Source organism: Pseudomonas sp. HP_08, assembly GCF_055284095.1.
Genome location: NZ_JBTOQC010000001.1, coordinates 302,694 through 316,364, shown reverse-complemented (window position 1 = coordinate 316,364; position 13,671 = coordinate 302,694). Strand labels below are relative to the sequence as shown.

General features: G+C 60.1%; 16 protein-coding genes. 10 read left to right on the top strand and 6 right to left on the bottom strand.

Features of this window, described 5'->3' with window-relative positions:
• Window positions 1-21: 21 nt before the first annotated feature.
• Window positions 22-456 carry a Z-ring associated ZapG family protein gene (locus ACYAS9_RS01505; RefSeq protein WP_459749686.1) on the bottom strand — a complete coding sequence of 145 codons (435 nt, stop codon included), beginning with the start codon at window positions 454-456 and terminating at the stop codon, window positions 22-24.
• Window positions 457-600: 144 nt separating this feature from the next.
• Between ACYAS9_RS01505 and ACYAS9_RS01500 the strand changes: the two genes are divergently transcribed.
• From ACYAS9_RS01500 to zapE, 3 genes are all read left to right on the top strand, one after another.
• Window positions 601-1,230 (top strand): alpha/beta hydrolase, encoded by a 630-nt coding sequence (locus ACYAS9_RS01500; protein WP_463566556.1) that lies wholly within the window; start codon window positions 601-603, stop codon window positions 1,228-1,230.
• A gap of 29 nt (window positions 1,231-1,259) precedes the next feature.
• Complete coding sequence (locus ACYAS9_RS01495) at window positions 1,260-2,609, top strand: tryptophan--tRNA ligase (protein WP_463566555.1); 1,350 nt, start codon at window positions 1,260-1,262, stop codon at window positions 2,607-2,609.
• A gap of 61 nt (window positions 2,610-2,670) precedes the next feature.
• Window positions 2,671-3,768, top strand: a complete 1,098-nt coding sequence (gene zapE / locus ACYAS9_RS01490; protein ID WP_463566554.1) for a cell division protein ZapE — start codon at window positions 2,671-2,673, stop codon at window positions 3,766-3,768.
• Window positions 3,769-3,848: 80 nt separating this feature from the next.
• Here the strand turns inward: zapE and ACYAS9_RS01485 are convergent, their stop codons facing one another.
• The gene (locus ACYAS9_RS01485; RefSeq protein ID WP_463566830.1) at window positions 3,849-4,745 is read right to left on the bottom strand and encodes a GlxA family transcriptional regulator; all 897 of its coding nucleotides are present in this window, start codon (window positions 4,743-4,745) and stop codon (window positions 3,849-3,851) included.
• Between the two features lie 464 nt (window positions 4,746-5,209).
• Here ACYAS9_RS01485 and rplM point away from each other — a divergent pair, with 464 nt between their 5' ends.
• The 7 genes from rplM to ACYAS9_RS01450 all read left to right on the top strand — a co-directional run bounded on the left by rplM (window position 5,210) and on the right by ACYAS9_RS01450 (window position 10,115).
• The gene (gene rplM / locus ACYAS9_RS01480) at window positions 5,210-5,638 is read left to right on the top strand and encodes a 50S ribosomal protein L13 (RefSeq protein WP_056834193.1); all 429 of its coding nucleotides are present in this window, start codon (window positions 5,210-5,212) and stop codon (window positions 5,636-5,638) included.
• Window positions 5,639-5,652: 14 nt separating this feature from the next.
• Window positions 5,653-6,045 carry a 30S ribosomal protein S9 gene (gene rpsI / locus ACYAS9_RS01475; RefSeq protein ID WP_056834195.1) on the top strand — a complete coding sequence of 131 codons (393 nt, stop codon included), beginning with the start codon at window positions 5,653-5,655 and terminating at the stop codon, window positions 6,043-6,045.
• A 255-nt stretch (window positions 6,046-6,300) separates the two neighbouring features.
• The gene (gene petA, locus ACYAS9_RS01470) at window positions 6,301-6,927 is read left to right on the top strand and encodes a ubiquinol-cytochrome c reductase iron-sulfur subunit (protein WP_463566553.1); all 627 of its coding nucleotides are present in this window, start codon (window positions 6,301-6,303) and stop codon (window positions 6,925-6,927) included.
• Complete coding sequence (locus ACYAS9_RS01465) at window positions 6,924-8,138, top strand: cytochrome b (protein WP_463566552.1); 1,215 nt, start codon at window positions 6,924-6,926, stop codon at window positions 8,136-8,138. Before petA ends, ACYAS9_RS01465 begins: the two co-directional genes overlap by 4 nt.
• Window positions 8,135-8,863, top strand: coding sequence for a cytochrome c1 (locus ACYAS9_RS01460; RefSeq protein WP_463566551.1), 729 nt, complete (start codon window positions 8,135-8,137; stop codon window positions 8,861-8,863). Before ACYAS9_RS01465 ends, ACYAS9_RS01460 begins: the two co-directional genes overlap by 4 nt.
• A 197-nt stretch (window positions 8,864-9,060) precedes the next feature.
• On the top strand, window positions 9,061-9,678 hold the full coding sequence (locus ACYAS9_RS01455) for a glutathione S-transferase N-terminal domain-containing protein (RefSeq protein WP_463566550.1): 618 nt from the start codon (window positions 9,061-9,063) through the stop codon (window positions 9,676-9,678).
• 17 nt (window positions 9,679-9,695) lie between these two features.
• The gene (locus ACYAS9_RS01450; RefSeq protein WP_463566549.1) at window positions 9,696-10,115 is read left to right on the top strand and encodes a ClpXP protease specificity-enhancing factor; all 420 of its coding nucleotides are present in this window, start codon (window positions 9,696-9,698) and stop codon (window positions 10,113-10,115) included.
• A gap of 49 nt (window positions 10,116-10,164) precedes the next feature.
• Here ACYAS9_RS01450 and ACYAS9_RS01445 read toward each other — a convergent pair whose 3' ends face one another.
• The 4 genes from ACYAS9_RS01445 to ACYAS9_RS01430 all read right to left on the bottom strand — a co-directional run bounded on the left by ACYAS9_RS01445 (window position 10,165) and on the right by ACYAS9_RS01430 (window position 13,664).
• On the bottom strand, window positions 10,165-10,743 hold the full coding sequence (locus ACYAS9_RS01445) for a BON domain-containing protein (protein WP_463566548.1): 579 nt from the start codon (window positions 10,741-10,743) through the stop codon (window positions 10,165-10,167).
• On the bottom strand, window positions 10,740-11,333 hold the full coding sequence (locus ACYAS9_RS01440; RefSeq protein WP_463566547.1) for a phosphoheptose isomerase: 594 nt from the start codon (window positions 11,331-11,333) through the stop codon (window positions 10,740-10,742). Before ACYAS9_RS01440 ends, ACYAS9_RS01445 begins: the two co-directional genes overlap by 4 nt.
• Window positions 11,334-11,484: 151 nt before the next feature.
• Window positions 11,485-11,853: a YraN family protein gene (locus ACYAS9_RS01435; RefSeq protein WP_463566546.1), complete on the bottom strand. Its 369-nt coding sequence runs from the start codon at window positions 11,851-11,853 to the stop codon at window positions 11,485-11,487.
• Window positions 11,850-13,664, bottom strand: coding sequence for a penicillin-binding protein activator (locus ACYAS9_RS01430; protein WP_463566545.1), 1,815 nt, complete (start codon window positions 13,662-13,664; stop codon window positions 11,850-11,852). Before ACYAS9_RS01430 ends, ACYAS9_RS01435 begins: the two co-directional genes overlap by 4 nt.
• Window positions 13,665-13,671: the final 7 nt, after the last annotated feature.

The following is a 13,671-nucleotide window of genomic DNA, read 5'->3' as shown; positions in this document are numbered from 1 at the left end:
TTCGTATGGCCGATCAACCGATCATTTCTTCAAGCCGTATTGCTCGTCCAGCATGCCTGGGGCATTGGGCGTCTTGGGCGCGTAATCTTTCGGCGCCTCGGTGTAGCGTGGTGGGGTCAGGCGGTCGCGTGGCGCCTGATGAGCCTCAGGGTGCAGCGAGGCCAGCAGACGTTGGCGGGTCAACTCGTCAAGGGCAAGGCGATTGGCGCTCTCGGCAAGATGTTCCTGTACTTCCTGATACTGATGGTTGAGCTTCTGAATCAGGGTAGCCGTGCTGTTGAAGTGGGTGACCACCTCATTCTGATAAGTGTCGAAACGTTCCTGCACATCATCCAGCTGACGCTGGGTGCTGCTCGGAACAGTGTTGGGCAGCAGACGCGCGACCAGGAAACCAATGACGACACCGGCCACCAGGGCAAGAGTCGGCAACAACCAAACTAAGAGCGAGTGTTCCACGAGTCCTTCCTCTATAAACGGCTTTGCTTTACGTTAACGGCTCGAACCTGCGCTGTATAGCCGCGACGCGTCGCCGATATGCCAGCCACAGACATTCAGCTAGACGAGTCGACCCATTTCGGGGTCACGGAGTTCTATTTACCCATGCCTGAAACCCCTGTCTTCATCGACGGCCCGCAAGGTCCGCTCGAAGCACTTTATCAAGACCTGCCCGATGCAAGGGGCGTGGCGCTGATTTGCCATCCTAACCCGATTCAGGGCGGAACGATGCTCAACAAGGTTGTTTCGACATTGCAACGTGCCGCTCGCGATGCCGGCCTGAGCACTTTGCGCTTCAACTACCGAGGTGTCGGTGCCAGCGCCGGCACCTCGGTGGCGGGGCCTGAAGAGATCGAAGACGCCCAGGCGGTCGCCGTGTGGCTGCGCGAGCAGCAGCCTGATCTGCCGCTGACGGTGTTTGGTTTCTCTTTTGGCGGTTACGTGGCCGGCAGCCTCAGCGGCTGGCTGGAAGCGCGCGGCGAGGCGCTTGAGCATGTGTTTCTGATCGCACCGGCTGCCGGGCGCTTCAAGGCCCAGGCCGATCTGGCGCAGCAGGCGCCGCTGACCGTCATCCAGCCCGATGCCGACGAGGTCATCGAGCCTGCGCTGGTGTATGAATGGTCCGGCGCGCTGCAACGTCCCCATGAGCTGCTGAAAGTGGCAGAATGCGGACACTTCTTTCACGGCAAGCTGACCGATCTGAAGGATCTGGTCATGCCCCGGCTTGCGAACTGATAACCGCCCACTGCATTAAGCGACCTGCCATGACCACTCGTATCCTGACCGGCATTACCACGACCGGTACTCCCCACCTGGGGAACTATGCCGGTGCCATCCGCCCGGCGGTTGTCGCCAGCCGCCAGCCTGGCGTCGACTCGTTCTACTTCCTGGCCGACTACCACGCCCTGATCAAATGCGATGACCCGCTGCGCATTCAGCGTTCGCGTCAGGAAATCGCAGCCACCTGGCTGGCCGCAGGCCTGGACGTCGATCGTGTGACGTTTTATCGGCAGTCCGATATCCCGGAAATCCCCGAGCTGTGCTGGCTGCTGACCTGTGTCGCGGCCAAGGGCCTGCTCAACCGCGCCCACGCCTACAAGGCGTCGGTCGACCGCAACGTCGAGACCGGTGAAGACCCGGATGCCGGCATCAGCATGGGCCTGTACAGCTACCCGGTGCTGATGGCGGCCGACATCCTGATGTTCAACGCCAACAAGGTGCCGGTCGGTCGCGACCAGATCCAGCACGTAGAAATGGCCCGTGACATCGGCCAGCGCTTCAATCACCTGTTCGGCAATGGCAAGGAATTCTTCGCCATGCCCGAAGCGTTGATCGAAGAAGGCGTGGCCACGCTGCCGGGCCTGGATGGCCGCAAGATGTCCAAGAGCTACGACAACACCATCCCGCTGTTCAGCAGCACCAAGGAACTCAAGGACGCGGTCTCGCGCATCGTCACCGACTCGCGTGCGCCGGGTGAAGCCAAGGACCCTGACAACTCCCATCTGTTTACGCTTTATCACGCCTTCTCCACGCCAGAGCAAAGTGCTGCGCTGCGCGCCGAACTGCTCGACGGCCTGGGTTGGGGCGAGGCCAAGGCGCGTCTGGTCAGCCTGCTCGACACTGAGCTGGGTGAAGCCCGCGAAACCTATCAGCGTCTGATTGCGCGCCCTGCCGATCTGGAAGATATCCTGCTCACCGGTGCGCAGAAGGCTCGCAGCCTCGCCACGCCGTTCCTTGAAACCCTGCGCGAGGCGGTGGGCCTGCGCTCGTTCCGCAGCGCCGTGCAGAGCAGCGATACCGTCAAGAAAAAGGCCGCCAAGACTGCGCGCTTTGTCAGCTTCCGCGACGAAGACGGCAGCTTCCGCTTCCGCCTGCTGGCCGCCGACGGCGAGCAATTGCTGCTGTCGCGTGCCTTTGCCGATGGCAAGACCGCAGGTGCGGTGAGCAAGCAGTTGCAGCAGGGTGGCGAGCTGGATCTGCGTGCCGACGCTGACCGTTTCAGCCTGTGGCTCGACGGCGAAAGCGTGGCCGACAGCCCGGCCTTCAGTGATGCAACCGCGCGTGACAGCGCCATCGAGACCCTCAAGCTGGCACTCGCTCCTGCACAGGACTGATTGCCATTCCCCAAGGCCGTCGCTACAGTGACGGCCCGTTTTTCAGCCCCCGCCGATGACTATGACCACGCCCCTAGAACGATATCAAGCCGACCTGAAACGCCCGGACTTCTTTCATGATGCCGCTCAGGAAAACGCTGTGCGTCATTTGCAGCGTCTGTATGAAGACCTGATCGCTGCACAAGACAGCAAGCCTGGCCTGTTCGGCAAGCTGTTCGGCAAGAAAGAGCCGCAGGTCGTCAAGGGCCTGTATTTCTGGGGTGGAGTAGGGCGTGGCAAGACCTATCTGGTCGACACTTTCTTCGACGCGCTGCCGTTCAAGCAGAAAATGCGTACGCACTTTCACCGCTTCATGAAGCGTGTGCACGAAGAAATGAGGACGCTCAAGGGCGAGAAAAACCCGCTGACGGTCATCGCCAAGCGTTTTTCCGAAGAAGCACGGGTTATCTGCTTCGATGAATTCTTTGTCTCCGACATCACTGACGCCATGATCCTCGGCACGCTGATGGAAGAGCTGTTCAAGAATGGCGTCTCGCTGGTCGCCACCTCGAACATCGTTCCGGACGGCTTGTACAAGGACGGCTTGCAACGGGCGCGCTTCCTGCCGGCCATTGCCTTGATCAAGCTGCACACCGAAGTGGTCAACGTCGACAGCGGCGTCGACTATCGCCTGCGTCACCTGGAGCAGGCCGAGCTGTTTCACTTCCCGCTCAATGACGCCGCTCATGAAAGCCTGCGCGCCAGTTTCAAGGCGCTGACGCCCGATTGCGCAGAAACCGTCGAAAACGACGTGTTGATGATCGAGAACCGTGAAATTCGCGCGCTGCGCACTTGCGACGACGTGGCCTGGTTCAACTTCCGCGACCTGTGCGACGGGCCGCGCAGCCAGAACGACTACATCGAACTGGGCAAGATCTTCCATGCCGTGTTGCTCAGCAACGTCGAACAGATGAGCGTGACCACCGACGACATCGCCCGCCGGTTCATCAACATGGTCGACGAATTCTACGACCGCAACGTCAAGCTGATCATCTCGGCCGAGGTCGAACTCAAGGACCTGTACTCCGGTGGCCGCCTGAACTTTGAATTCCAGCGCACCCTCAGCCGCTTGCTGGAAATGCAATCCCACGAATTCCTGTCCCGCGCCCACAAGCCTTGACGGCAACGGCAAGCTGCAAGTAAAGGCAGTATGCGATCGGCTTTTACTTGCAGCTTGAAGCTGAAAACTTGCCGCCGCCTTCAGGCCGCCTGCTGGAATTGTTGCCGGTATTGGTTGGGTGACAGTTCAGTGTGCTGGCGGAACAGGCGGGCGAAGAAGCTGGCGTCGTCGTAACCGACTTCGTAGCTGATGGTCTTGATGCTCTTGCGTGTGGCCGACAGCAGGCCCTTGGCGGTTTCGATGCGCAGGCGCTGCAGATAGTGCAGCGGCTTGTCGCCGGTGGCGCTCTGGAAGCGGCGCATGAAGTTGCGGATGCTCATGCCGTGTTCCCGGGCCACGTCTTCGAAGCGGAACTTGTCGGCGAAGTGTTCTTCAAGCCAGTGCTGGATCTGCAGGATGGTCATGTCCTGATGCAGTTTCTGGCCGCCAAAGCCGATCCTGCCCGGTGAGTAGTTGCGCCGCACTTCGTAGAGGATGTCGCGCGCCACCGCCTGCGCCACGTTGGCCCCGCAGAAACGCTCGATCAGGTAGATGTACAAGTCGCACGCCGATGTGCTGCCGCCAGCGCAGTACAGGTTGTCGGCGTCGGTAATGTGCTTGTCCTGGTTGAGCTGGACCTTGGGAAAGCGCTCGGCGAATTCGTTGAAAAAGCGCCAGTACGTGGTTGCCTCTTTGCCGTCCAGCAAGCCGGTGGCGGCCATCCAGAACACGCCACTGGCTTCGGCGCACAGCACCGCGCCATTGGCGTGCTGTTCGCGCAGCCACGGCAGAATCTGCGGGTAGCGCTGGCTGAGCGCATCGAAATCGTCCCAGAAAGCCGGGAGCACGATGATATCGCTGGGTTCCAGGGCGCCGTCGACCGGCATCATGACATCGCTGAAGCTGTTGACGGGCTGACCGTCGGGGCTCACCAGGCGAATTTCAAAAGCCGGTTTGAGGCCGTGGCCCAATTGCTTGCTGTAGCGCAGGCTGGCCAGGTGAAAGAAGTCTTTGGCTTGCATCAGAGTCGAGGCGAACACCCGGTCGACAGCCAGGATGCTCACGCGCCGCAGGACGGCGGTTGGTTGAATCGGCATGATCTTTTGTTCTTATAGTGGGTAAAGTGGTCAAGCAGCGGCTGAATCGTCTTATGTTTTGCGATCTCTGTCCAGCCTCGATCCGGCCTGTGAACAATTGGCGCCAATGCGCTGTGGCAGGGCTGTGCGCTGCAATAAATTCAGGTTGAGCTTATCGTTGCAGTCTGTATAATTGCGCACCTCTTGGTGGCCGGCGTGATGCCCCGTCCATCGAAGATCCTGCCGTATACGGACGCGCTGACCCGAGCCCCCGATAGCGTCTGTTTCCGGCCGACTTTGACCTGCCCTGTTGGCTTGTCAAGGAATGCACTGTTCAGTAAGCTCCGCCGTCTCATATTTTCAGGCGGCCCCTGAGGCTATAAAGAATGAAAACTTTTACTGCTAAACCGGAAACAGTTCAGCGCGACTGGTTCGTCGTCGACGCCGCTGGCCAGACCCTGGGTCGTCTGGCTACCGAAATCGCGAGCCGTCTTCGTGGCAAGCACAAGCCTGAGTACACCCCTCACGTTGACACTGGCGACTACATCGTCGTCATCAACGCCGAGCAAGTGCGTGTTACCGGTGCCAAAGCTTCCGACAAGATCTACTATTCTCACTCCGGCTTCCCGGGCGGGATCAAATCGATCACTTTCGAAAAGCTGATCGACAAAGCTCCTGAGCGCGTGCTCGAGACCGCGGTCAAAGGCATGCTGCCTAAGAACCCACTGGGTCGCGACATGTATCGTAAGCTGAAAGTCTATGCGGGCGCTGTTCACCCTCATACTGCTCAACAGCCCCAAGAACTGAAGTTTTAACGGAATAGTTGATTATGTCGGCGACTCAAAATTACGGCACTGGCCGTCGCAAGACCGCAACCGCTCGCGTTTTCCTGCGTCCGGGTACTGGTAACATCTCGATCAACAACCGTTCGCTGGACGTGTTCTTCGGTCGTGAAACTGCCCGCATGGTAGTTCGTCAGCCGCTGGAGCTGACCGCAACCGTCGAGAAGTTCGACATCTACGTCACCGTTATCGGTGGCGGCGTAAGTGGCCAGGCTGGCGCAATCCGCCACGGTATCACTCGCGCTCTGATGCAGTACGACGAAACCCTGCGCCCTGCACTGCGCAAAGCTGGCTTCGTGACTCGCGACGCCCGTGAAGTTGAACGTAAGAAAGTCGGTCTGCGTAAAGCGCGTAAGCGTCCGCAGTACTCGAAGCGTTAATTCGCTTTCTGCGCTCAAGAAAAACGCCCGCTTCTCACGAAGCCGGGCGTTTTTTTATGCCTGTGACAGGCTGTTGAGGCAAAACACGGTGTGGCTGTAATTCCCTGTTTACAGTCACTCCTGCTTCTTGGCAGTCTTGAAGACTTGCAGATGGAAGGGGCTTTATTTGCCGTCCCTGCGGCCGGGTAACGACTAGATTGTTATCAGGCAGGCCGCTGCACATGCAGGTTCTGCATGTGCGCGGGAGCGGGTGGAATGAGCACCGATTGCTTCAATCCAGACCAGATTGAGCCTGGCGGGATAGATACAGGGCGCCGCCGCTTTCTGGTGACCGCGACCTCGGCGGTGGGAGCGGTAGGGTTGGCGGGGGCGGCCGTTCCATTCGTGGGGTCGTGGTTTCCAGGCGCCAGGGCCCGCGCCGCCGGTGCGCCGGTAAAGGTCAATGTCGACAAGATCGAGCCCGGCCAGCAACTGATCGCCGAATGGCGCGGTCAGCCGGTGTTCATCCTGCGCCGAACACCGCAGACCCTCGACAGCCTGCGCCAGCTTGCCGACCAGTTGTCGGACCCCGAATCCAGGGCGTCGGTACAGCCCGCTTACGTTGACCCGGTGACGCGCTCGATCAAGCCGCAGATCGTGCTGTTGGTCGGCATTTGTACGCATTTGGGCTGCTCGCCGACCTTTCGGCCAGAGGTGGCGCCCAGCGACCTCGGCAAGAACTGGCAGGGTGGGTATTTTTGCCCCTGTCACGGCTCGCGCTACGATCTGGCCGGGCGAGTCTACAAATCGCAGCCCGCCCCGCTGAACCTGCCGGTGCCGCCTCATCACTATGAGTCGGACGCGATAATCGTCATCGGCGTCGATCAGGAGGCTGCGTTATGAGCCGGTTCATGCGCTGGGTCGATGCGCGCTTTCCTGTCAGCCGCGTGTTCGAAGAGCATCTGAGCAAATACTACGTCCCGAAGAACTTCAACATTCTGTACTTCTTTGGTTCGTTGGCATTGCTGGTGCTGGTCAATCAGTTGCTCACCGGCATCTGGCTGACGATGTATTACACGCCGACGGCCGAAGGGGCTTTTGCCTCGATCGAATACCTCATGCGCGATGTCGATTACGGCGCCATCCTGCGGCAGATGCACTCCACCGGCGCGTCAGCGTTTTTCATCGTGATCTACCTGCACATGTTTCGCGGGCTGCTCTACGGCTCGTACCAGCAGCCGCGCGAACTTGTGTGGATCTTCGGCATGTTCATCTACCTGGCGCTGATGGCCGAGGCGTTCATGGGCTATCTGCTGCCGTGGGGGCAGATGTCGTATTGGGGCGCGCAGGTCATCATTTCGCTGTTTGGTGCCATTCCTGTGATTGGCGAAGGATTGACCCAATGGATTCGCGGTGACTATCTGGTTTCCGGAATCACCCTGAACCGCTTCTTCGCCTTGCACGTGGTTGCGCTGCCGATTGTCATTCTGGGGCTGGTGGTGCTGCACATTCTGGCGCTGCATGAGGTGGGCTCGAATAACCCTGACGGCATCGACATCAAGAAACACAAGGACGAAAACGGCGTCCCACTGGACGGTATACCGTTTCATCCTTATTACACTGTGAAGGACCTCTTCGGTGTCGGCGTTTTTCTGTTCGTGTTCTGCATCGTCGTGTTTTTCTTTCCGGAGATGGGCGGCTACTTTCTGGAGAAGCCGAACTTCGAGGCCGCCAACGCTTTCAAGACGCCTGAGCATATTGCGCCGGTGTGGTACTTCACCCCGTTCTACGCCATTTTGCGGGCGATACCGGACAAGCTCATGGGTGTCATGGCCATGGGCGCCGCGATTGCCGTGCTGTTTGTGCTGCCGTGGCTCGACCGCAGCCCGGTACGTTCGATGCGCTACAAGGGCTGGCTGAGCCGGGCAGGGCTGCTGGTCTTCTGCGTTGCCTTCATCACCCTTGGGGTGCTGGGCGTGCAGGCGCCTACGCCTGGGCGCACGTTGTTGTCGCAGGTCTGCGCCGTGTTGTATTTCGCCTATTTTCTGCTGATGCCGTTCTATACCCGGCTTGAAAAGACCAGGCCCGTTCCGGAAAGGGTCACGAGCCGATGAGAAGGTTACTGGCTATGTTGGTGTTGGCCTGGCTGCCAGTGCTGTCACTGGCGCAGGTGAGCGGTACGCAAGTGCTGGAGCCGGTCAGCATCGATGTCTCCGACAAGGCTGCGCTGCAGGATGGCGCGCGCACGTTCGTCAACTACTGCATGGGCTGTCACAGTGCTCAGTACCAGCGCTATGAGCGGGTGGCCGACGATCTGGGCATTGCCCATGAGGTGATGCTGGAAAAGCTGGTCTTTACCGGGGCCAAAATTGGCGATCATATGAAAGCCGGCATGCGCTCAGTGGACGCCAAGGCCTGGTTCGGGGCTGAGCCGCCGGACTTGACCCTGGTGGCGCGGGTGCGTGGCACGGACTGGCTGTATCATTACCTGCGCTCGTTTTACGAGGATCCGGCGCGACCGCTGGGCGTCAATAACCGGGTTTACCCCAATGTCGGTATGCCTAACGTGCTACAGCGTCTGCAAGGGCGCCAGGTGCCCGGTTGTCAGGTGCCCGGCGACTTGAGCTGTGATCAATTGATCGTCTTGACCGGTACCGGCAGTCTGAGTGTCGAGCAATTCGACGAGACGCTCAGAAACCTGGTGACCTTCCTGGCTTACTCGGCTGACCCGCTCAAGCTTGAACACCGCCGCATCGGTACCTGGGTGTTGTTGTATCTGGCGTTCTTCATCGTCCTGGCCGGGCTGCTCAAGCGTGAATACTGGAAAGACATCCACTGATATCAGGCTTGAAGCACGTGCAGTGCGGCGCTTATGTGAAGTAATGATTGCAGCGCCCGCGCCGGGCGGCGCAAGATTGCCAAATTCTTTGCTGTAAATAAGCTATCTTGTCGCCCGCGAAGCGATCGTGAGCGCAGGTTTCTCAGGCCGCTTTTGCCTGTCTGTTCCATCCATTTTTACAAGCGAGGAGGATCACCATGGGCGTGACCAACCGGTTGGCCTGTTATTCCGACCCCGCCGATCACTATTCCCACCGCGTACGTATCGTGCTCGCCGAGAAAGGTGTTGTGGCCGAGATCATCGATGTTGTGGCCGGTCGTGTGCCGCCGCAGCTGGTCGAGGTCAACCCTTATGGCACCTTGCCGACGCTGGTCGACCGCGATCTGGCGTTGTACGAGCCCAGCGTGGTGATGGAGTATCTGGAGGAGCGTTATCCGCATCCGCCGTTGATGCCGGTGTACCCTGTGGCCAAGGCCAATAGCCGTCTGCTGATGCATCGCATCCAGCGTGACTGGTGTGGGCTTGTGGATCTGATCCTGGATCCACGGAGCAAGGAAAGTGCACGTGTGCAGGCCCGCAAGGAGCTGCGCGAGAGTCTGACCGGGGTATCGCCGCTGTTTGCGGAGAAACCTTTTTTCCTCAGTGACGAGCAAAGTCTCGTTGATTGCTGTCTATTGCCCATACTCTGGCGTTTGCCGGTGTTGGGCATCGAATTGCCTCGGCCTGCCAAGCCGTTGCTCGACTACATGGAGCGCCAGTTCGTACGTGAGGCATTCCAGGCAAGCCTGTCTGCTGCCGAACGTGAAATGCGCTAAGGCTTAAGGAGCCGTTGATGAACTCCAGTCGCCCTTATCTGATTCGTGCTCTTTATGAGTGGATTGTAGATAACGATTGCACCCCACATGTGCTGGTCAACGCGGAGTATCCCTCCGTGCAGGTCCCTCAGGGATTTGCCAACGATGGCCAGATTGTCCTGAATGTTTCGCCCACTGCCGTGCGTCACTTGCACATGGACAATGAGGCGGTGAGTTTCGAAGGCCGTTTCGGCGGCGTTCCACACACCTTGTACGTGCCGGTTGGCGCGATACTGGGTATTTATGCCAGGGAAAATGGTCAGGGCATGGTCTTTGACCTGGAGCCCTCCCTCGAGGAGCACGATGTCGAGGAAGTCGACATGGAAGATGATGCTCCGCCGCCCAACAGCGAGCCACCGCGTCCCAGCGGCAGGCCAAGCCTGAAGGTTGTGAAATAAAAAAAGGCGATCCATCCGGATCGCCTTTTTTATTGCTGCCTGCGACGGCTCAGTCGATGTACTCGAACAGCTTGACGATTTTCTGCACGCCCGACACGCCCTGAACCAGGTTGGTTGCGCGGGTGGCTTCCTGCTGGGTTACCAGGCCCAGCAGATAGACGATACCGTTCTCGGTCACCACTTTGATGCGTGAGCCCGGAATCGAATTGTCGGTCAGCATCTGCGACTTGATCTTGGTGGTCAGCCAGGCATCGTTATTGCGCGCCAGCAGAGACGAAGGCGGCAGCACCTGCAGCTCGTTATTGACCTTTTTGACGCGCTGCACAGAGGCTGCGGCCTGTTCGGCAACGGTCTTGAGTTCGGCGCGCGGAGTCTGGCCGGCCAGCAGGACGATGCCGTTATAGCTGGTCACCACGATGTGCGAACCTTCGGCCAGGTCTGGATCGGCCTTGGAAATATTCACGGCAGCTTTGGTTTCGATCAATGAGTCATCGATCTTGCTGCCGATGGTGCGAGTGCCACGATCATCTTCGATCGGGTTGTCGCGAGTGGCGGTCAGCACCGAGCTGCAACCACCAAGGCCCAGGCACAGGGCCAGTAATGCCAGACTGAGACGATTAGGGGTCATTCTTCACTCCCGAACAATTGGCTGTCGATCAGATCGCAGAGGCAATGGATCGCCAGCAGGTGGACTTCCTGGATGCGCGCCGTGACTTTGGCGGGTACGCGGATTTCCACGTCCTCTGGCAGCAACAGCGACGCTACGTCGCCGCCATCGCGTCCGGTCAATGCTACGACAATCATTTCGCGATCATGTGCGGCCTGGATGGCTTGAATAATGTTCGCCGAGTTACCGCTGGTGGAAATGGCCAGCAACACATCGCCCGGTTGGCCCAGGGCGCGGATCTGCTTGGAGAACACTTCGTTGTAGCTGTAATCGTTGGCAATCGAGGTGATGGTCGAGCTGTCGGTGGTCAGCGCAATGGCTGGAAGGCTGGGGCGTTCACGCTCGAAGCGGTTCAGCAGCTCCGACGAGAAATGCTGGGCGTCGCCTGCCGAGCCGCCGTTGCCGCAGGACAGCATCTTGCCCTCGTTGAGCAGGGCATTGACCATGACCTGGCTGGCCAGCTCGATGTGTGGAGCCAGGACGTCCATCGCCTGTTGCTTGGTGTCGATGCTGGCCTGGAAGAGCCGGCGAATACGCGATTGCATGTCCATCTAGAGTGACCTTGGTTAGAGCGTAAGGCGGCTATTGGTGCCGCCCTTGATGTTTTGCAGGCTCCCGACACGACAGGTGTGCGGCCTGCGCGGCAAACAGCAGAGAATCGGTGTCGGGTGCGTAGGATATTCGAGGATGATGCCGGCCTGCTCAGCTGTCGAATGCGTTCTTGAGCCAGTTCAGGGGTGTTGCATTGTCGGCCATTCCCTCAACCGCCAGCACATCGAAGCGACAAGGGTGATCGGCCCAGTGCGGTGCGTGCTGCAGGAACAGTTGGGCTGCCATGACCAGCTTTTCCTGCTTGCGTGCATCGACACTTTCCAGTGCGCCACCCCAGCCTTTGGAGCGTCGGTAGCGAACTTCGACGAATACTACTGTATCGCCGTCGAGCATGACCAGATCCAGCTCGCCGCGTCGGCATGACCAGTTCTTCTCGATCAGGCTCAGGCCTTGCTGCTGTAAATGGTGCAGGGCGCAGGCCTCGGCCTCGCGCCCTGCACGGTTACTGTCTGACTTCAAGGAGCGGTGTCCGGCAGGCGCTGTACCTGACCGTTGACGAACTCTGCCCACGGCAGTTGACGCTCGATGCGGCGATTCGGGTTCAGGCTTAGGCTGCCGGACAGGCCTTCGAGGCGGCTGTCAGGCAAGGCCTTGAGCTGGCCGAGGCGCGGTGCCAGGCGGTAAGCGTCGACGCCCATGGCGTACAGGCGGCCGAGGCTGCCGGCGGCTTGCGGCCATTGCGCAACGACCTGTTGGCGCAGCGGGTCGTTGGCGTTGAGCAGCCAGGGCGTGTCGCAGAAGCGTACGCCGTTGAGGTCGTTGTATTGAGCCTGATCGTTGCTGTTGGTGAACAGCTGGGACGTCGCATACACCGGTACATCACCGGCGTACTGGAAAACCATGGTCGGTTTGATCTGCTGGGCCAGTTGCGGTGTGGCGACCAAGAACATGAAGTCGATGTCGTGACGGCGCGATGGCTGTGCGGCAACCTGTGCGCCGGTAGCGCTTTGTAGGCGCTGGGCACGGCCTTCGCTGGCGCGCAGCTGGAACATGTCGCCAATCTGGCGGGCCAGATCGACGGGTTGATCGATGCGTTCGACGGCTACCAGGGTGCCGCCCTTGGCGCGCCAGCTATTGTTGAAGGCGCTCAGGACACGATCGCCCCATTCGCCCTTCGGCACCATGGCAACCGCGGTGCGCTTGCCGTCGGCCCAGGCGCGGCGTGCAACTTCGCGGGCTTCGTCTTCGGCAGCCAGGCCGAACTGGAACAGTTCCTGCGGGCCGGCAGTGGCGCTGTCGCTGTAATTGAGGGCCAGGGTGGTGATGGGCAGGCTCGGGCGGGCGCTGAGTTGCTTGACCAGATCCTTTTCCAGCGGCCCGACCACCAGCTGCACGCCTGCGGCCTGGGCCTGGCGATAGAACTCGTCCATCGAGGTCAGTCGCGAGCTGTCAAAGACTTGAATGGCGGGAGGGTTCTGACCGGCTTGCTGGGCCTGATAGTGGGCCGCCAGAAAACCTTCGCGCAGGGCTTTGGCCACGTTGGCCAACTGGCCTTCCTGAGGCAGCAGCAGGGCGATGCGGGTCACCGGCTCACTGGTCAGCGAGCGCAATTGAGCCAGCGCCGCCGGCAGTTGCAGAGCGGCAGGGTGCTGAGGGTTTTGCGCTTTCCAGGTGTCGATAGCGGCCTGTTGCTGTTCCAGGGTGCCGCTGCTTTTGAGGGTGCGGGCCAGGTTCAGCCAGCCGCCGAAGTCATCGTTACTGGTCGCTTGCAGTTGCTCGACAGGCAGAGTGGAAAGCAGTTTCCAGATCGCGTCGTTGTTGGCGCTCAGCTCGTTGCCTTGCAGCAAGGGGCCTGCAAACACGCGCTCGCGTACGGCCGGCAGGATCTGGCCGTCCATTTCCAGGGCGCGGGCGCGAACGGTGTGGGTGCGCACCTGTTGTTCGACCGACAGTTCACCCAGGCGTTGCAGGCTCGGGTGGGTCAGGGCGGTGAGGGCTGCCTTGGGCTGGTTGCGTCCCAGGGCCAGTTCTGCCGACAAGGTGCTGGCGAACACTTGCAGGCCTGGCGGCAACACGTCGAGCTTGACCTGCTCGAGCAGTTGCGCGGCGCGACCGGCGTTACCCTGGCTGTTGGCCTTGTCGGCAGCGCTCAGGCGCAGCGTGGCGGCCTGCTCCGGGGTCTTGGCGGTCGACGCCTGCTCCAGCAGTTGTTCGATACTGGCATCGGGGGTGCGAGGCAGCTCACCGAGGCTGGAGGTGGGTGAGCCGGCGCAGGCCGCCAGTAAGGCAGCAAGACCGAGGGCAGAGAACAGCCGCAGACAAGCGATCATGTATATG